We start from the raw sequence: 18,314 nt of genomic DNA on the forward strand, positions 1-18,314 counted from the left end.
CCTTTACTTCCTCATCCTATTCTATTCCATAGCAACATTAGAACTGTACTTTCGGTGCACTTTGCGCCCCTTGGTCTGCTTCAAAATATGGTTTTACTTGAAAGCCCATAGGACTAGCAATTAAGGATGTAGGCAAGGTACGAATCTTCATGTTGTAGGCTTGTACACTGCCATTATAATCTTTACGTGCCACCGCAATACGATTTTCAGTACCCGCTAATTCATCTTGTAAAGCTCTGAAATTTGCATCTGCTTTTAAGTTAGGATAATTTTCTACTACCACTAGCAAACGACTTAAGGCGCTACTCAACTCTTGATTTGCTTTTGCTGTTTCTTCTACTGTCTTGGCACCGCCTAATTTAGCACGTGCATCTGCTACCGCTTGGATGGTTTCTTTTTCATGGGTCGCATAGCCTTTCACCGTATTCACTAAGTTCGGGATTAAATCAGAGCGGCGTTGTAATTGTGTTTGCACTTGTGCCCATTGCCCATTCACTTGTTCTTCCGTTTGTACTAATCCATTGTAGGAACTAAATATCCAAATTAAAAGAATACCTACAATACCTAAACCAATTAACCATGACTTTTTCATAAGTCCTCCTTTACAACTTGTACTCCTAATGTATGTACCTGCATCACCATAAGTTATTTAATTGATGTATCCCTATACGAGATATCGCTATTTTATGTCTATCCTTATGTGTATACTTAGGTTCATACCGAGTGTTTACAAAATTACATTTCTATTAATTCTACACCTATCAAGAATAACCTATCACAAACTTTCACAGATATAATTTAATAATAAGATTACTTATATTATACATTGTTTTAGACTTCTTTTATAGCAACTATATTTTTTCATTCCATTAGGCTATAATGAAAGCATGTTGAAAGTCCCAGTGATTCAGAAGGATGAGTCACTACTCTATATAGGAGGTATTATGAAAACTAAGTTAACAGAATTATTAGGCATTCACTATCCTATCATTCAAGGTGCTATGGCTTGGACATCTGAGCATACCTTAGCAGCTGCCGTTGCCAACGCAGGAGCTACTGGCATTATCGCTACGGGTGGTCGTGACACAGAATGGGTTCGCCAAGAAATCCGCCAATGTAAATCTTTAACAGATAAACCATTTGGTGTAAACTTAATGTTAATGGCACCAAACTTAGATGATATCTTAGCTGTTATCGTAGAAGAGAAACCTGCTTTCGTTACCTTAGGTGCAGGCAATCCAGTTCCTTTCATCGAACCACTACATGCCGCAGGCATCAAAATCATCCCTGTGGTACCAAATGTAAAATTAGCTAAACGGGTAGCAGCAGCTGGAGCAGATGCCATCATCATTGAAGGCCAAGAGGCGGGCGGTCACATCGGTACACAAACCACAATGGCATTGTTGGAAAACGTTGTACCAGAAGTTGATATCCCTGTGGTCATCGCTGGCGGTATCGTTGATGGTCGTGGACTCGCTGCCGGTCTTACTATGGGCGCTTCTGGTGTGCAAATGGGATCTCGTTTCATTTTGGCAGAAGAATGTAAAATGCATCAAAATTGTAAAGATGCCATCATCAATGCTACCGACACTGATTCTACTGTAACAGGTCTTACTTTCAACCATGGTGTACGTGGTCTAAAAAGTGAATTTACGGCCCGTTATTTAGAAGCTGAATACAGCTGTGCTCCAAAAAGCGATTTGACAGCTATGGCTATTGGCACTAATAAAAAAGCTGCTGTTGACGGGGACACTGTGAACGGCGTTGTGCAAGTTGGTCAAGGTCTGAACCGCTTAACACAAGTAGAACCAGCGAAAACTATCGTAGAATCCGTAGTAGCTGAGGCTAAAGAGGCTATTAAGAAGGCACAACAATTTATCTAAACCAAATATATCTACAAATTTATAAATTAGTCAGTAAACGAAGATAGTTCATTAGATATCATAAGTTCCAATATATTTCTATAGCATTCCTGTTTTTCTTTTATGCTAATCGATACAAATTATTTCTTGAACTAATATCCTGTTATTGCTGAAGATACGTTACATATATTGTAGTTATTTACAGCTACATCTAGGAGGTTACTATGCTACCATTTAAAGGAAAGTATCCAAAATTAGATCCAAAAAGTCACGCTATGCCAGGTGCTGAACTAGCTGGCGATGTAGAATTAAAAGAATATGCCTCTGTATGGCAAAATGTATCTGCTCGTGGAGACGTCAATAAAATCGTTGTAGGTCGCTACTCCAATGTACAAGACAATTCTGTACTTCACGTAGACGACGATCACGCTTGTATCCTTGGTGACTTCGTTACCATTGGTCACAGCGCTATCATCCACGCCTCTACCCTAGAGGACCACGTATTAGTAGGCATGGGAGCCATCGTTCTTAGTCGTTGTCATATCGGCCGTGGCTCCATCATCGGCGCAGGCGCACTCGTCTTAGAAGGCACAGAAATCCCACCCTACTCCCTTGTGGTAGGTAGCCCTGCAAAAGTCATCCGCACTGACGAAAAAATGATTGAAAAAATCCACAACCAAGCTGTAAAATACAAAACATTGTGGACAAAAGAATACGGATTCTTGCCAGATGCTGACGGCGAGGTATGGGATCCTAGCCAAACTATCGTGTAATGCAATACAATTCTAAATTTTAATTAAAAAGAAAACAGAGGAAAGTTGATATCAACCCATCAACTTTCCTCTGTTTTATTTATTAACTATTTTTTTGAGTCTATAAAAATTTAAGAACATAAATGTGTAAACATTATTTTACTTACTATTTTTTCTTTTATACAAATAGAACAAAAACCCGATTATACTAAAAAATAAACCTGCAACAAACTCTCCTATAAAAGTTGGCTTTGGATGTTTATATTCATTAGCTTTTTTCTTCATTTCCTCTTTCTCCTTCTTTACTCTTTCCTTATATTGAGCAAATAAGTTGTTTGATATTTTGTAATCTATTGAATTAGGGTCCATTTGTTCTTTCGGTCCATCATAATAATCTTCTCGTTGGATTACTTTACCAGTTCCTCTATGATAAACATATAAGCTTTCTAATTCTTCCCAACCAGTTTCATAAAAACGAACTCTGCTGATAATATAACTTTCTGAATTATTTTTATTATCTAACTTTATTTCTGCACTAATATTTGTAACTGAATTTCCCCCATATGACTCATTAACCTTAATGCTACTTGAATTTACATAATAACTATTTCCTTCTTTATCAATTCCAACATATGTCCAATTTTGAGCATATGACAAACTTGACATAAAAACAAGCACTAGTATCAGCATTATTTTTTTTATATTAACCTCTCTTTTTTGCTATACCCAATAGTTTTGCAATCCCCCATGCAATAGCAGTACCAACGCCTGAAATCACGAAATAAAAAATCAACACTCCCAAAGCTCTTGCAAAAGTATGTCCAAAAGAGTCTGTATAGGTAGGTGACTCATTAGGAATAAAAATAATACATAATGTAGTTAATATATAGAACAGATATCTAAAGCTTCCCGTTACATTTTTAGAAAAAGTTCTAATTAAACCTTCAATTATTGCCACTACAACAGCAAAAGTAATAAAAACATTTCCCATAGTTTTCCCCCTGTATATAAAATCAGATATAACAATTACCCTTATATTATCAAATGTCCCCCCCTAGTCAACATATGATTTATTTTGTCCTTTATTAAAATGCAAAAACGGATGTTTAACTCTTTAAATCAAACATCCGTCATTGTATAATTTTCAGTTAATTAAAGCATTCTATTCCATATACAAAACTACATCGCCCTGTTCCAAGGACGCTTGTATATCAATAATCCGCTGATTGCTACTGCCTCTAAATGCCAGCCCAGGATCTCGTAACTCATCCACGAATTTCCCATCCACTAAGATATGGCACCGCTCTAGTAATTGTCGTTTATTAGGGCACGCCAATATTTCTTCATAAGTATATCCCGAGTACACCCAAATTGGTTTCTGCTGTGCTACTGTTAATACTCTGTCCACTAAGGGTACCAATCCGTCAATATTTTGAAACGGTTCTCCTCCCAGCAAGGTTAATCCACTGCATGCAGGAGCTGCTATATAAGATAACAATCGCTGTGTATCGTCTTCAGTCCATTCTTTGCCAGCGGAAAAATCTTGATATTCCTCGTTAAAGCAATTGTAGCAGCCATGGGTACACCCAGTGACAAATAAGGATGTACGAATGCCCTCACCATTGGCAATATCGTATTGTCTAAGCTGACCATAGCGCATAGTACAACCTTCTTTCATCAGAGTATTAAATATGCATTACTCGATCTTTAATCTCTTTCGTACGGCCTTCGTTCCAGAAGTTTTCCCCTAAGTATCCGCAAGTTCTACGAATGACCGTCAAAGTATCACGATTGGTATTATGACAACGAGGGCATTCCCATTGTACTTGATCATTTACAATAATCTCACCATCAAATCCACATTCATGGCAATAGTCAGATTTCGTATTAAACTCCGCATAGGAAATGGTATCGTAAATATACTGCATCATGGTCAACAACGCAGGAATATTGTTATTCATATTAGGGATTTCCGCATAGGAAATACATCCTCCTGTGGATAATTTTTGGAACTCCGATTCGAAAGCAAATTTATCGAATACATTGATTTCCTCCCGAACGTTCACATGGTAACTATTGGTATAGTACCCTTTGTCTGTAATATCTGGAATTTCTCCAAATCGTGCTCTATCAATGGAGGAAAAACGATTTGTCAAACTTTCAGCTGGCGTCCCATAGAGGGCAAATCCGATGTTGTGTTTGCTGCGCCATGTTTCCGTCGCATTATGCAAACGTTCCATCACTTTTCTGGCAAACTCATGGCCTGTGTCCGATGTATTGGAATCGCCTACAATTAGCTTGGTCGCCTCATATAAGCCGATATAGCCCAAAGAAATCGTTGCATACCCACCTTCTAGTAAAGGACGAATTGGCGCCCCCTTAGGCAAGCGAGCAATGGCACCATATTGCCAATGAATCGGTGACACATCACTGGTCACATCTTTCAATAAATCATAGCGGAATAACAAGGCTTTTTCTGCTAATTCTAACCGTTTTTCAAGAATTTCAAAAAACACATCTTCCTTACCTTGTGCTAAAATTCCAATTTGCGGTAAATTCAAGCTCACTACGCCCATATTAAAGCGACCATTGAATACATACTCGCCCTTGTCATTTTTCCAAGGAGACAAGAAGGAGCGGCATCCCATAGGAGCAAATACATTGCCCTCATAGATTTCTTTCATTTTTTTCGCGGAAATATAGTCTGGGTACATGCGTTTCGCCGTACATTGTGCTGCCAATTCTGTTAAATAGTAGTATTCGCTAGTTGGATGTACATTGTGTTCATCTAGCACATAAATCAACTTAGGGAAAGCTGGTGTAATGTACACCTCAGCTTCATTTTTAATGCCTTGGATACGCTGTTTCAAAATTTCTTCATCGATTAACGCAGCTTCTTTTGCTAGTTCGCTATTGGGATCAAAGTGCATAAACAAGGTTACAAAAGGCGCTTGTCCATTGGTGGTCATTAAGGTATTGATTTGGTACTGTATAGTTTGTATGCCGTCTTTTACCTCTTTTTTCGTGCGGTTCCAGGCAATTTCTTCTGCTTTTTTCACATCTGGAGTCATGCCATACACTTCCACTTGTTCTTGCAGTGTTAACTCCAAATATTTATCATAGGATTTCCGTACATAAGGAGCCAATATACGATCGATGCCGTTAATGCTTTGCCCGCCATATTGACCAGACGCCACCTGCGCAATGATCTGTGTTGTTACCGTACATGCCACTTGAAAGGATTTAGGCGTATCAATGCGCTTTCCATTGATAACGGTGCCGTTCGTCAACATATCTTCTAAGTTGACCAAACAGCAATTAAACATAGGTTGAATGATATAGTCCATATCATGGAAATGGATGGCACCGCTGTCATGAGCTTGTACAATATCCGTAGGAATCAACTTTCTACGAGCAATATCCTTGCTCACTTCCCCTGCAATTAAATCGCGCTGTGTGGACACAATAGATGCATCTTTATTAGAATTTTCATCTAGAACTGCTACATTAGACCGATTAAGCAAACCAAAGACATCTTTATCCGTTGTATTTTCCACACGTTTGAAAGCTTGTACTGCTTTATAATTTTCATAAGCACGAGCGGTGGCAGGATTATTATTTTCTAGGAGCTTATAATACACTTGATCTTCAATGGCATAGATGGTAATATTACGTCCCATTTTTTCAGCATAGGCTTCGATTTCATTGGCGATTTGCAATGCCAATCCTGGCGTATACACCCCCGTACTACTATGCATAGCCTTTTCGATAGCTACAATGATCTTTTCCTTATCAAAGGCAGCCTCTTTGCCATCCCGTTTTATTACCTGTATCATAATATAACCTCCTATTGACTCATGCCCCCTATGCCAGTATGAGCACGATGGACATTCGATTCAGTATGAACTATACGCAATATATAACAGATACACTTACTGCATATACATTGCATAGTTAAATCAAAATGTAGACATATAAAAAGAGCAGTCTCTGCTCCTGTCTATAGTTTGTCTACACTTGTAGAGTATTCTTACTTAATTTTTAGTGTCTAGGCATTCGATAAGTTCTAGGACCATTGTTTTCAAGAACTTACTCATGTGTCTAATCATCTAGTATAGTGTTAGATGTTTCACTAGAGACTACCCTGCATGGGTATCATTGACTTTAGTTTACAACATCTTGTAGGTAATTTCAATCCAAACCACTATATCATGTATACCAATTAGATATAGTAAACTTGTAAAAAATCATAGAATCATATAATTTCGGAGAACTACCACACTTTGTGAATCAATAAATTGCATGGATAAAGGGCTTTCAACGAATGACTAATTGATATAGGACATGCGTTGACATTCCCCTAATCTTTCAAGAGCAATCTCTCGTCCCTCAGCAATAGATACAATACACCGAACACAAAAAAGCGACTACATCCAACAGGATCTAATCGCTTTTCATAACCTAGGTCTTATAATTTAATTTTTGTAGCAATCCATGCAGATAGGATGGCTTTCAATATATCACCCAACACAAATGGATAAAATAAAATCCCCAAGGCTTTATGTAATCCATCAACTGTAAATGGTATATTGGCAACAGACATAAAGTAAGGTACTGCCGCTACATAGGTAATGACTATGCTTACCACAGTCGCTACGACAGCATATCTAAGAAACCGCTTTTCAGTTCCTTTCAGACAACTAACAGCTGTATATGCAATCGGCCAAATTAGAATAAATCCGCCTGTAGGTCCCAGTATTTTTCCCATACCACCGGTAAATCCAGTAAATACAGGTAATCCAACTGCTCCTAATAAAACATAGACTAATACTGTCAAAAATGCTTGCTTTGGTGGCAATAATAGACCAATCAAACAAAGTGCAACGGTAATTAAAGAAATCATTCCTACCCCCATTGGGTTTGGAACCGATAATTGAGCCATTACACAAGCTAATGCCACGAGTAACGCCATTTTTGTCAAATCTCTAGTCTTTAACATTCATTAACTCCTCTTCATAAATCCATTTACAACGAGCACGCCCTCCATGAGTACCGACTAATTCACACTCACCAATTTGCGTATGCTTTTCTGAATGGATTTCAAGTTTTTCTACAGAAATAACATCTCCACCATAAAATGGTGCAGAAAACGTAATATCTAATTGAAGTAACATCGATTCATCCAACACGTGATGGGCCATATGTGATAAAACCATTAATTCTGGTACTATAGGAACTTCTTCCCGATAGATGGGATTATCATCTTGAATGGCATCCACAAACTCAAGAATCGATTCTGGTGTAAACACAAACTTTGTTCTTGTTCTGTCTTTTAACTCTCCTGGCCAAACCTTTGGCATTTCCCCCAATGAAACTTCATCATGGTGATTCCGTTCGGAATCAAACTGTTCTAACATCGTGGACACTAAGGTGCCTTTTGAATTACAAACCGTCACTATATGTTCTTGCTTTCTTGGGGTATAGTTAATTTGTAACTGTGGTGATCTTGTAGTTCGTTTAAATTGCACATTACGTACAAACACGGTATTAGGAATTTCCCTTACACTTGTTAAGCCCTTACATAGTGTATGCATAGTGCCTCCCCTCCCCATGGTATGGGTATACTGGTTCTTACAAGCTTACATGATTCTTACATTCTGTTACACCTTTATTATAATTAATCAAACTGCCTATAGTCAACTTATTTTTCAAATTATTGTTTACATATAATGATTGCTTGCTCATATTTGTCATATAAAGGAATCAAAAGGACTGTAATGCAGAGTTTAATCTCTTACACTACAGTCCCCACATGATGCATACCCGTACTACAGATAGGGTACTTTCAAATTAGAAAGAATACCCTACACCTGCATGTAATCCTTTTACATCAGTCTTATTTTGGTTCATATTGTATTGATCATATTGATAGTACACATTTAAATCAATATCTGGACGTAATCCATAGGAAGCTCCCACTTGGTAAGTTCCTTTAATATCATTACCAAAGCCCACTTTAGCAAAGCCTTCAATTTTATCAGCTAATTGAGTATGTCCAATCACACCCGCTTGATAACCAAACCCGTTTTGTTTAGGTCCCATATCTACATAGGTACCAGCACCATAGATATTGATATTAGGATGTACCGCATAAGCACCAGCCAATTGATGATCTTTAATATCAGCACCTGTACGATGTACTTTATTGAAAGAATATTGTGCCGCTAAATTATCAGATAATCCTTGTTGAGCAGATACGCCAAAGCCATCTTTACGTTTTGTGTCATGAGCTGTTTTTTTAGATACAGAATACTCTACTGCTACTTTTGTTTCACCATTAGTCACTTCAGTTACAGGCACAGATGCGGCAAACGCGGAAACACCAAAGGCAGCTAATACCGCTGTGGCTACTATGATTTTCTTCATAATATCCTCCTTTTTGAGAATCTTATCGTTTCATGAAAGCTGGTACGTCTGGAGAGTTGCCAGTAGCACCGAATGGGCTTTTACGAGCAAAACCATTAGAAGAACCTTGGTCACCAAAACCAGTAGCTACCACAGTGATGTACACTTTGTCGCCTACATTTTCATCGATAACAGAACCGAAGATAATATTTGCCTCTGGATCTGCTGCTTCAGAAATAATTTCTGCTGCTTCATTGATTTCAAATAAGCTTAATTCTTCGCTACCAGTGATGTTTAACAAGATGCCTTTTGCACCGTCAATGGAAGTTTCCAATAGTGGGCTATTGATTGCTTGTTTCGCAGCATCTACAGCGCGGTTTTCACCTTCGCCTACGCCGATACCCATCAATGCTTCACCTTGGTTCGTCATGATAGTTTTTACGTCAGCAAAGTCAAGGTTGATTAAACCTGGTTTTGTAATTAAGTCGGAAATACCTTTGATACCTTGACGCAATACTTCGTCAGCTGTTAAGAACGCATCTTTCAAGGAAGTTTTACGATCAATGATACCCAACAAACGGTCATTTGGAATTGTGATGATAGTATCCACTTTACCAGTTAATGCTTCAATACCACGTTCAGCTTGTTCTTTACGTTTTTTACCTTCGAAACCGAATGGTTTTGTTACAACACCAACAGTCAATGCACCAGCTTCACGAGCACATTCTGCTACTACAGGAGCTGCACCAGTACCAGTGCCACCACCCATACCAGCAGTAACGAATACCATGTCAGCACCTTGTAATGCTTTCAAAATATCTTCGCGACTTTCTTCCGCTGCTTCACGACCTACTTCTGGATTCGCACCAGCGCCTAAGCCTTTAGTAGCCTTCTCACCAATTTGGATGCGAACAGGTACATTCGTACCATCTAATGCTTGTGTTTCTGTATTAGCTACTAGGAAATCAACATTTTCCAAGTCGCTACCAATCATACGAGATACGGCATTTCCACCGCCGCCACCAACACCAATAACTTTAATTTTTGCAAACTCTGACATCGAATGCTCCTCCTCTTTACTAGAGATATATTTCATATACTATACAATGACATTACTCTACTAGTGTATCTTATCATTTATAATTTGCTTTTATTTTACAATATATTTTATATTTTTTCAATGAAAGTCAAAAAGACTTTATATTTCTACACATCATATACTCATTGCGTTTTTATAAAGGGCGACTTAATATTTACATCAATAAACTCAGCGGATACATGACGCTGTGCAATATCCACAAGCATATCTGCAGTTATTTTTGCTTTTTCTTCTAAATTATTACGATCACCAATATGAATTGGCAGTCCTTCTACTGTATAGGCAATCATTTTATCGGCATCACCTACATTGATTTCACCAATTTGTTTTCGTTTATCTTCTGTGAAAGCCTCCATATACGCAATGGGTCCACGGATTCCCTCAGCTTCGACAGTATCACCTAATAATGCATTCCCTAACCGCACTCCAGAAATAATGGGTACCGTTGTATCAGGAATGGTGGCACTACTAGCAATGACCATACCATGTCGATCCAAGGAAACAAACCCAAATTGAGAGGGAACCACAACCATAGCTTTCCGTTCTTTCACATCTACCTGCAAAGTAAGTGGTAATGCATAGGATACATGTGCCGTATCCACACGTATATCCTTTTGTAAACGCTCTTCTAAAGCGCCCGTTCTAACCCGTAAAATATTGACAGGATACCCTAAATCACCTATGTGTACCACATCTTCTGACGTTAATTGACTAGTTCCTGTCACCTGAATTTGACCAATTGGCAACGGGAATGTAAAGAGACCGATTAATATGCAGGCACCAACGACTACCTTCCAGACCGCTGGCTTTGATTGTTTACGTGGTTTTAACTTTCGCCTACGCCGTACACGTTTAGGTCCTTCTGGTGTATCTATGGTCACAACTTCCCAACCATCTTCTATAGGATGGCTCTGTCTTTCATTCGTTGGTTGTTCCTCAAATGGAGGAACACTCTGCTCCTCTTGCGTTTGAAACCCATTTACATTCATAGTGACTCCTAAAATTTATGCAATCCAGCTGAATGAAGAATTTGTTCACACAATTCAGGAAATTCAATCCCCATAGCTTTTGCTGCTTTAGGTACCAAAGATGTAGCCGTCATACCCGGTACTGTATTATATTCCAGTACAAACATGTCATCTGTGCTGTTCATCATAATGTCCACACGAATGACACCAGCGCATTGCATTTGTTGATATACAGCTTCGCCAATGCGTTGCATAGTAGTAGCTTGTTCTTTTGTAATCGGTGCTGGCACTAAATAGTCAGTAGCACCAGTTGTGTATTTAGAAGCATAATCATATTCACCCGAATGTGGTCGAATTTCAATCACTGGTAATGCTTTACCATCTAATACAGATACAGTAAATTCTCTACCATCAACAAATTCTTCCACTACGATGACATGGTCTATGTCTAATACTTGTTTTACTTCCGCATCAACAGTGGCTTCATCCTTAATAATTGCTACCCCAATACTAGAACCTTGACTAGCTGCTTTCACAACAAATGGCACTGTAAAGTTAGCATGAATATCTTCTAAAATCATATCCACAGGTTGTAATTGACTATCATAGGATTTTGAATTAGCTGTAGGAATCTGAGCCCCTATAAATACATGTTTGCTCATTTTTTTATTCATTCCTACCGCATGCGCCATTACACCAGATCCTGTATAAGGAATACCTGCCATTTCAAGGGCCCCTTGTAAGGCGCCATCTTCCCCATATTTGCCATGGATGGCATTAAATACAACATCACAGTTTAAATCTTGTAAATCTTGTACTACTGTATTCGGATTACATTCTAATGTTGTAGCTGCATACCCTTTTCTTTGTAATGCTTCCGCAATAGCAGCAGCCGTTCTTCTCGATACATCAGCTTCTTTTGATGGTCCTCCCATGAGGACAATAATACGTTTATCCTTCACTTTATTTTTCCTCCAATAAAGCTAAAAGTTTAGGTCCAAATTGATTAATATTACCTGCCCCCATAGTGATGACTAAATCATTAGGTTGAATGAACTCTAGTACAGTTTCTGGCAGTGTATTCACATCCGCCACATAATGAATCTCTTTACCTGTTAATTCTTTAATCATCAATGGAATGGACATACCATCGATGCCTGCTTCTGGTTTTTCACCAGCACTGTAAATGTCTGTAATAAATACTAGATCAGCTTCTTTGAAAGCTGTACCAAATTCACGTAGTAGCAATTTAGTACGACTATACCGATGTGGCTGGAATAAAATTACTACTCGATGGTCTTCCAAAGATTTTGCTGCCTTAATTGTAGCCGCAATTTCTGTAGGATGATGCGCATAATCATCTACCACCCAAACGTCTTTTACATGTCCTTTTGTCTCAAAGCGACGTTTCGCACCGATAAATTTATGCAATGCTCTGGCAACCACTTCAAAGGAGATTCCTTCTCCTAAAGCCACTACAAGTGCACCTAGTGCATTCAACGCATTATGTTGACCTGGTACCGCTAGTCGTAACGTACCTAATACGGCATCTTTATGGATTACTTCAAAGGTAGTTATGCCTTGCTCAATGCGTAAGTTGTCAATACGATAATCGTTGCCTGCTCCTAAACCATACGTAATGCATTGACGTTTAATATCTGGCATAATCCGTCGAATCGAAGGATTATCACCACATACCACAGCAATACCATCTTCTGGTAATTTCATGGAAAACTCTGTGAAAGCTCGCAACAAGTTTTCCACTGTCCGATAATGGTCCATATGGTCATTTTCAATATTCGTGATGACAATGCGCTTAGGATTTAAGTGCAGGAAAGACCCATCGCTTTCATCAGCTTCAGCGATACTATATTTACCTTTACCTACATGGCTACTACCATTTAAATAATCTACTTCTCCACCGATGATGATAGTAGGATCTTGCTGTGCTTCCATAAAGATTTGTCCAATCATAGACGTCGTTGTAGTCTTACCATGTGCACCTGCCACAGCAATACCATAGGTTTCATCTAACACTGCTTTTACCACGTCGGAACGGTGTAAAATTGGAATATTTCGCTCTCTAGCCCCTACAATTTCAGGGTTATCATCATGGATCGCAGTAGAGCGAATAACCACATCCACTCCTTCTACATGAGTAGCATCATGGCCCATAAAAATAGTAGCCCCTGCATTTCTAAATTTTTCTGTAATCGCAGATTCTTGAATATCGGAACCAGATACAATAAATCCTTTTTCAATCAATACATGCGCAATGGCACGCATGCCAGAACCGGCGATGCCGATTAAATGTATACGTTGATAGGTATCTAACATAGAGATACTCCCTCCTATGATTTCTTAATAGATAGTGCCAACTTAGCAATTTCTATAGCTGCCTCAGGCTTTCCTAATTGTAATGTAGCTTGACCCATACGTTGACAGCATCCCTGATCCTCTAACATTGCATCTACCGCTTGCAATAACCTTGTACCGTTTAATTCTTTATCTACTATCATCGTAGACGCACCAGCGTCTACAAATGCTTTCGCATTAAATGTTTGATGGTCAGCAGCTGCATAAGGATAAGGGATTAAAATAGATGGTATACCACGCACCGCTAATTCTGCTAGCCCTATGGCTCCTGATCTAAATATCGCCATATCTGATGCAGCCATAGCCGTATCCATATTATCTAAATAAGGAACAATATGTGATGTTGAGCTGTAAACTTCTCCCTCTTGTATACCCAAGCTTTCACAAACTCGACTGTATTCATCCGTACCTGTAGCATGGATAATTTTAATATCTTCTCTGCCTTTATAGTGTTCATGAACGGCTTGCATAGCTGTATTAATACTCCGTGCACCACGGGATCCACCAGCTACTAAAATAGCTGTTTGTCCTTCTTGTAAACCGAAGTATGCTCTAGCCTCTTCCCGATTCGCAGTCACCACATTGGGGCGCACGGGATTTCCTGTATATACCACTTGTTTTGCCTTTGGAAAATGTGGAATCGCTTCTTCATATCCTACAGCTACTACATCGACAAACTGACTTAATATTTTATTCGTAATGCCTGGCACTACATTTTGTTCTTGAATTAATGTAGGGATGCCACGCAAAGCCGCTGCTAATAGTAACGGACCACATACATATCCCCCAGTACCTATAACAATATCTGGCTTAAAATCAGATATTAATTGATTTGCTTTCCATAAGGAGGATACTGTTTTACCTGCTGTTACCAATGTATCTAAAGATAATTTACGCTGCAACCCTTGTACAGGTAATGTAGTAAAAGGAATCCCTTCTTTCGGCACGATTCTTGATTCTAACCCTCTTTCCGTGCCTACATAGAGAAACTTACCGTCCACCATCGTTTCTAGTGTTTTATAAATCGTGAGGGCTGGATAAATGTGACCTCCAGTACCCCCACCTGAAATCATGATATTCATGTATGACCCCTTACAATCGTTCTACTAATCTTCGGAAATGGTCGCCTCTATCTTCAAATCGTGCATACCAGTCAAAACTTGCACAGGCTGGAGATAATAACACCACATCCCCCTCTTCTGCAATACGAGCACTTAAGGATACAGCTTCTTCCATAGATTCGCAACGATGAATATGTGCTACACCGGCTATTACAGCTGCTTCTGCAAAGCGCTGTGCTGCTTCACCAATAAGAATTAATTCTTTTACATTCGTTTTCACTAACTCCATCATTTCTTCTAGGTCTGTCATTTTATCCTTACCACCTGCAATCAACACAAGAGGTGCAGTGAAAGACTCTAAAGCTTTAATGGTAGAATCCGTATTAGTTGCTTTAGAATCGTTATAATACGTAACTCCATGCAAGGTACGAATGCGTTCTAAACGATGTGCCACACCATGGAATTTTGCAATAGCCCGATAGATATCTTCTACTGGTACACCCAACGCATACGTTAAAGCAATAACACTCAGAATATTTTCAATATTATGAGATCCTGGAATATGGATATCTTTTGTCGTAATCACTGGTACAGCATTTCCATGCATCACGGCATAACACGTGTTGTTTTCAAAATAAGCGCCATCTGTGACAGGTCTTTCTTGACTAATTCCTAGCACATGTCCTTTTACTCGTTTTGCCATATCAGCCACAATAGGATAATCAAAGTTTAATACGGTCCAGTCCCCTAACTCTTGGTTGCGGAAGATATTTTCCTTAGCCTCTTGGTATCGTTCCATCGTTTTATGACGCAACAAATGGTCTGGTGTCACATTTAGCAAGATAGCCCCTTTAGTGCGAAACTTATCAATACTCTCCAATTGGTAAGATGAAAGCTCAGCCACTAACACACCTGTTTCAGGCACTACTAAGGCTTGCTCACTAAGAGAGTACCCAATATTACCACCCACATAGACATCCCATTTAGCTTCTTTCAATACGTCTGCCAACAAAGAGGTTGTCGTTGTTTTGCCATTCGTACCTGTAACACCTAAAATAGGAGCTTTTGACACTTCATAGGCAATTTCTACTTCCCCTACTACAGGAATATTTCTTTTTTTCGCTTCTTGAATGATGGGTATCTCTAAAGAAATACCAGGTGAGACAACCACTCTCGTAGCCGTATCAAGCAACACAAAATCTTGTTGCCCTGTAATCACTTCTATATAATTTTCTGCAAAACGCTGACTTTCAGCAGGATTAAAATCAATTTTTTTATAATCATTAAGGGTCACTGTTGCGCCTAATTTAGCCAATGTGTGGGCTACACCAATACCACTAAGACCTGCACCTAATACCAATACATGAGAACCTGAATAATCCATTCTAACCACCTTAACTCTATATGCAAGAATAACGGCCCTTACTAGTAGAGCCGTAATCTATATTATTTCATACTAAGAAGTGCAATACCTAATAACGCCATTACCAAAGAAACGGACCAGAAGACATATACCACTTTTCGCTCACTCCACCCACCTAATTCAAAGTGATGGTGAATGGGGCTCATACGAAAAATACGAGCTCCTCTAGTTTTAAAAGATGCTACCTGCAAAATAACAGATAATGCTTCTACTACAAAGACAAAGCCTATGACAATTAACAACAATTCTGTTTTTGTAGCAATGGCCATCCCTGCAAAAGCCCCACCTAGTGCTAAGGAACCTGTATCTCCCATAAATACTTTCGCTGGATTCGCATTAAAATATAAGAATCCTAAGCAAACCGCACTCACGACAATACCAAAGTAGGTAACACTTAAGGAGCCTACTAATAATCCTACCACTGCGAAGGCAGCCCCTGCAATAGCAGAAATACCAGTTGCCAATCCATCTAAGCCATCAGTTAAGTTAACCGCATTTGTTGTCCCTAAAATAATAATAAAAGCCAATACATAATAGGCATAACCAAGATCTATAGTGATATCTACTAATGGAATCCATAACGTAGTTGGCAATGCTGCATAAGCAATAGAAATATAGCAAAATATAACAGCTAACACTGCTTGACCTAATAATTTTTGTTTTGCTGTTAAACCTAAATTACGGCGTTTCACAGCCTTGATGAAATCATCACTAAATCCTAATAGACCATGACCTAATGTTAAAAATAATAGCATCCACAATGTTACAGAATAGGGTGGTACTATGCAAACTGTGATGACTAAAGCTAGCATCATAAATAACCCGCCCATAGTTGGTGTTCCAGCTTTCGCTAAATGTGCCTGAGGTCCATCTTCACGAATCGACTGTTGTGCTTTCAATCGCTGCAATAGAGGAATCCCTATTTTACCGAATACTAATGTACTTACTAGGGCTAAGCCAAAGGCTAATGCATAGTCCATATTCATGTCACATGTCTCCTTACTTATTCATGTCGTTCTTTAAAATCTTCAATAATACGTTCCATTTTTAGACCACGGGATCCTTTCACTAGAATCACATCGCCTTCTTGTTTTACGTCATAATAGGCATTAGCAATATCGAGATGACTCTTTCCTACATAGACATAGGGAACACCTGCCTGTTTTGCTACGGAGGCAGTTATCTTCATCATATCGCCGAAAGTAAACACCATATCATAGTGCTCTTCTCCGAGAATCCTGCCAATCTCTTCATGAGCTATTTTGGAATGCTCACCTAATTCTAACATATCTCCTAGCATAGCAATTTTACGTGTCCCTTGCAACTGTCCCATAGCTCGAATGGACTCTGCCATACTATTGGGATTTGCATTGTACGCATCATTTAATACTGTGAAAGTTGGAAAAGCTACAATCTCTTGACGCATAGGTATGCCAAGAAACTCTTTAAAAGCCTCCACAATTTCTGCTTTCGGTACGCCTAAAATCGTCCCTACTGCAATCGCCGATAACGCATCATACACATTATGAATCCCAATCATCGGCAAAAATACATTCCAGTCACCAGACATATCATGAACAGTAAAGGTAATCCCTTTCGATGTGTATTCTAATTGAGTTCCTTGTACGTTAGAACCCTCCTGCATACCATAGGTCATCACCTTTGCATCCGTTACCTCTTTCATAGATAAAACAAATGGATCATCATGATTCAAAACAGCTGCTCCTGTGCTTGGTAATGCTTCAATCAATTCTCGTTTCGCTTTTCCAATATTGGCTTGAGACCCTAATAGTTCAATATGACTAGTACCTACATTGGTGATAACACCCATTGTTGGCTCTGCAATCTCCGCTAATTCAGCAATTTGACCAAGTCCACGCATCCCCATTTCAAGAACGCATACATCATGGTCTTCCGTCAATTGCAATAGCATTTTTGGAACGCCAATTTCATTATTATAGTTCTTCTCTGTTTTTAATACTGTAAAAGCTTTTTCCAACACAGAGCTAATCATTTCTTTTGTGGTTGTTTTCCCAGAAGAACCAGTAATTCCAATAATAGGGATTGGAAAGCGTCTACGATGATAGGTTGCTAACTGTTGATAGGCTCGTAATGTATCTTCTACTTCAATACAAACTAAGCCTTCTATCGTTTTACCGCGTTTCACTACAGCACCGGTAGCACCACGCTCTTTAGCTACTGTTAAGAAATCATGACCATTAAATGTCATTCCTTCCAATGCCACGAACAGACCATTTTCTCCGATTGTTCTTGTATCTGTCGATACATCAGCAAAGGTGTACGTACTTGTTCCTCTATAGATCCCTTGTGTTGCCTCTAGTACTTCTTGCACTGTAAATTGTGCCAT

The 18,314-nt window shown here is 39.0% G+C and carries 18 protein-coding genes; 2 read left to right on the forward strand and 16 right to left on the reverse strand.

Annotation, left to right across the window (positions count from 1 at the left end):
* Positions 1-37: 37 nt before the first annotated feature.
* Entirely contained in the window at positions 38-592 is a 555-nt protein-coding gene (locus EO125_RS04920) for a LemA family protein (RefSeq protein WP_127147929.1), read from the reverse strand.
* A 352-nt stretch (positions 593-944) separates the two neighbouring features.
* Between EO125_RS04920 and EO125_RS04925 the strand changes: the two genes are divergently transcribed.
* The gene (locus EO125_RS04925) at positions 945-1,883 is read left to right on the forward strand and encodes a nitronate monooxygenase (protein ID WP_127147930.1); all 939 of its coding nucleotides are present in this window, start codon (positions 945-947) and stop codon (positions 1,881-1,883) included.
* Between the two features lie 203 nt (positions 1,884-2,086).
* Positions 2,087-2,635, forward strand: coding sequence for a gamma carbonic anhydrase family protein (locus EO125_RS04930; protein ID WP_126940236.1), 549 nt, complete (start codon positions 2,087-2,089; stop codon positions 2,633-2,635).
* A gap of 138 nt (positions 2,636-2,773) precedes the next feature.
* Here EO125_RS04930 and EO125_RS04935 read toward each other — a convergent pair whose 3' ends face one another.
* The 15 genes from EO125_RS04935 to murF all read right to left on the reverse strand — a co-directional run bounded on the left by EO125_RS04935 (position 2,774) and on the right by murF (position 18,314).
* Positions 2,774-3,280, reverse strand: a complete 507-nt coding sequence (locus EO125_RS04935; RefSeq protein ID WP_127147931.1) for a hypothetical protein — start codon at positions 3,278-3,280, stop codon at positions 2,774-2,776.
* A 37-nt stretch (positions 3,281-3,317) separates the two neighbouring features.
* The gene (locus EO125_RS04940; protein ID WP_127147932.1) at positions 3,318-3,605 is read right to left on the reverse strand and encodes a hypothetical protein; all 288 of its coding nucleotides are present in this window, start codon (positions 3,603-3,605) and stop codon (positions 3,318-3,320) included.
* Positions 3,606-3,776: 171 nt separating this feature from the next.
* The gene (gene nrdG / locus EO125_RS04945; protein ID WP_127147933.1) at positions 3,777-4,274 is read right to left on the reverse strand and encodes an anaerobic ribonucleoside-triphosphate reductase activating protein; all 498 of its coding nucleotides are present in this window, start codon (positions 4,272-4,274) and stop codon (positions 3,777-3,779) included.
* A gap of 25 nt (positions 4,275-4,299) precedes the next feature.
* Complete coding sequence (nrdD, locus tag EO125_RS04950; protein WP_127147934.1) at positions 4,300-6,450, reverse strand: anaerobic ribonucleoside-triphosphate reductase; 2,151 nt, start codon at positions 6,448-6,450, stop codon at positions 4,300-4,302.
* Between the two features lie 632 nt (positions 6,451-7,082).
* The gene (locus EO125_RS04955; RefSeq protein ID WP_127147935.1) at positions 7,083-7,613 is read right to left on the reverse strand and encodes a biotin transporter BioY; all 531 of its coding nucleotides are present in this window, start codon (positions 7,611-7,613) and stop codon (positions 7,083-7,085) included.
* Positions 7,600-8,208 (reverse strand): hypothetical protein, encoded by a 609-nt coding sequence (locus tag EO125_RS04960; protein WP_127147936.1) that lies wholly within the window; start codon positions 8,206-8,208, stop codon positions 7,600-7,602. Before EO125_RS04960 ends, EO125_RS04955 begins: the two co-directional genes overlap by 14 nt.
* Positions 8,209-8,464: 256 nt before the next feature.
* On the reverse strand, positions 8,465-9,040 hold the full coding sequence (locus EO125_RS04965; RefSeq protein WP_127147937.1) for an outer membrane beta-barrel protein: 576 nt from the start codon (positions 9,038-9,040) through the stop codon (positions 8,465-8,467).
* Between the two features lie 22 nt (positions 9,041-9,062).
* Positions 9,063-10,079: a cell division protein FtsZ gene (ftsZ, locus tag EO125_RS04970; RefSeq protein ID WP_240630441.1), complete on the reverse strand. Its 1,017-nt coding sequence runs from the start codon at positions 10,077-10,079 to the stop codon at positions 9,063-9,065.
* Between the two features lie 161 nt (positions 10,080-10,240).
* On the reverse strand, positions 10,241-11,107 hold the full coding sequence (locus EO125_RS04975; RefSeq protein WP_127147939.1) for a cell division protein FtsQ/DivIB: 867 nt from the start codon (positions 11,105-11,107) through the stop codon (positions 10,241-10,243).
* Between the two features lie 8 nt (positions 11,108-11,115).
* Positions 11,116-12,048 carry a D-alanine--D-alanine ligase gene (locus EO125_RS04980; RefSeq protein WP_127147940.1) on the reverse strand — a complete coding sequence of 311 codons (933 nt, stop codon included), beginning with the start codon at positions 12,046-12,048 and terminating at the stop codon, positions 11,116-11,118.
* A gap of 1 nt (position 12,049) precedes the next feature.
* A complete protein-coding gene (gene murC / locus EO125_RS04985) occupies positions 12,050-13,423 on the reverse strand; it encodes a UDP-N-acetylmuramate--L-alanine ligase (protein WP_127147941.1) in 1,374 nt (457 codons plus the stop codon).
* A gap of 14 nt (positions 13,424-13,437) precedes the next feature.
* Positions 13,438-14,544 carry an undecaprenyldiphospho-muramoylpentapeptide beta-N-acetylglucosaminyltransferase gene (murG, locus tag EO125_RS04990; protein WP_127147942.1) on the reverse strand — a complete coding sequence of 369 codons (1,107 nt, stop codon included), beginning with the start codon at positions 14,542-14,544 and terminating at the stop codon, positions 13,438-13,440.
* A gap of 10 nt (positions 14,545-14,554) precedes the next feature.
* The gene (murD, locus tag EO125_RS04995; protein ID WP_127147943.1) at positions 14,555-15,907 is read right to left on the reverse strand and encodes a UDP-N-acetylmuramoyl-L-alanine--D-glutamate ligase; all 1,353 of its coding nucleotides are present in this window, start codon (positions 15,905-15,907) and stop codon (positions 14,555-14,557) included.
* 62 nt (positions 15,908-15,969) lie between these two features.
* Positions 15,970-16,932, reverse strand: coding sequence for a phospho-N-acetylmuramoyl-pentapeptide-transferase (mraY, locus tag EO125_RS05000; protein WP_127147944.1), 963 nt, complete (start codon positions 16,930-16,932; stop codon positions 15,970-15,972).
* A 17-nt stretch (positions 16,933-16,949) separates the two neighbouring features.
* Positions 16,950-18,314 (reverse strand): UDP-N-acetylmuramoyl-tripeptide--D-alanyl-D-alanine ligase, encoded by a 1,365-nt coding sequence (gene murF / locus EO125_RS05005; RefSeq protein ID WP_127147945.1) that lies wholly within the window; start codon positions 18,312-18,314, stop codon positions 16,950-16,952.

The sequence above is a fragment of the Veillonella sp. VA139 genome (assembly GCF_003992005.1).
Taxonomy (GTDB): Bacteria; Bacillota; Negativicutes; order Veillonellales; family Veillonellaceae; genus F0422.

Coding starts and splice junctions, on each gene's coding strand:
- EO125_RS04960 (WP_127147936.1), bottom strand. CDS start 8,208: ATGCATACACTATGTAAGGGCTTAACAAGTGTAAGGGAAATTCCTAAT.
- EO125_RS04940 (WP_127147932.1), bottom strand. CDS start 3,605: ATGGGAAATGTTTTTATTACTTTTGCTGTTGTAGTGGCAATAATTGAA.
- murD (WP_127147943.1), bottom strand. CDS start 15,907: ATGGATTATTCAGGTTCTCATGTATTGGTATTAGGTGCAGGTCTTAGT.
- murC (WP_127147941.1), bottom strand. CDS start 13,423: ATGTTAGATACCTATCAACGTATACATTTAATCGGCATCGCCGGTTCT.
- EO125_RS04935 (WP_127147931.1), bottom strand. CDS start 3,280: ATGTCAAGTTTGTCATATGCTCAAAATTGGACATATGTTGGAATTGAT.
- EO125_RS04965 (WP_127147937.1), bottom strand. CDS start 9,040: ATGAAGAAAATCATAGTAGCCACAGCGGTATTAGCTGCCTTTGGTGTT.
- nrdD (WP_127147934.1), bottom strand. CDS start 6,450: ATGATACAGGTAATAAAACGGGATGGCAAAGAGGCTGCCTTTGATAAG.
- EO125_RS04955 (WP_127147935.1), bottom strand. CDS start 7,613: ATGTTAAAGACTAGAGATTTGACAAAAATGGCGTTACTCGTGGCATTA.
- EO125_RS04930 (WP_126940236.1), top strand. CDS start 2,087: ATGCTACCATTTAAAGGAAAGTATCCAAAATTAGATCCAAAAAGTCAC.
- EO125_RS04920 (WP_127147929.1), bottom strand. CDS start 592: ATGAAAAAGTCATGGTTAATTGGTTTAGGTATTGTAGGTATTCTTTTA.
- mraY (WP_127147944.1), bottom strand. CDS start 16,932: ATGAATATGGACTATGCATTAGCCTTTGGCTTAGCCCTAGTAAGTACA.
- EO125_RS04925 (WP_127147930.1), top strand. CDS start 945: ATGAAAACTAAGTTAACAGAATTATTAGGCATTCACTATCCTATCATT.
- nrdG (WP_127147933.1), bottom strand. CDS start 4,274: ATGCGCTATGGTCAGCTTAGACAATACGATATTGCCAATGGTGAGGGC.
- murG (WP_127147942.1), bottom strand. CDS start 14,544: ATGAATATCATGATTTCAGGTGGGGGTACTGGAGGTCACATTTATCCA.
- murF (WP_127147945.1), bottom strand. CDS start 18,314: ATGGCACAATTTACAGTGCAAGAAGTACTAGAGGCAACACAAGGGATC.
- ftsZ (WP_240630441.1), bottom strand. CDS start 10,079: ATGTCAGAGTTTGCAAAAATTAAAGTTATTGGTGTTGGTGGCGGCGGT.
- EO125_RS04975 (WP_127147939.1), bottom strand. CDS start 11,107: ATGAATGTAAATGGGTTTCAAACGCAAGAGGAGCAGAGTGTTCCTCCA.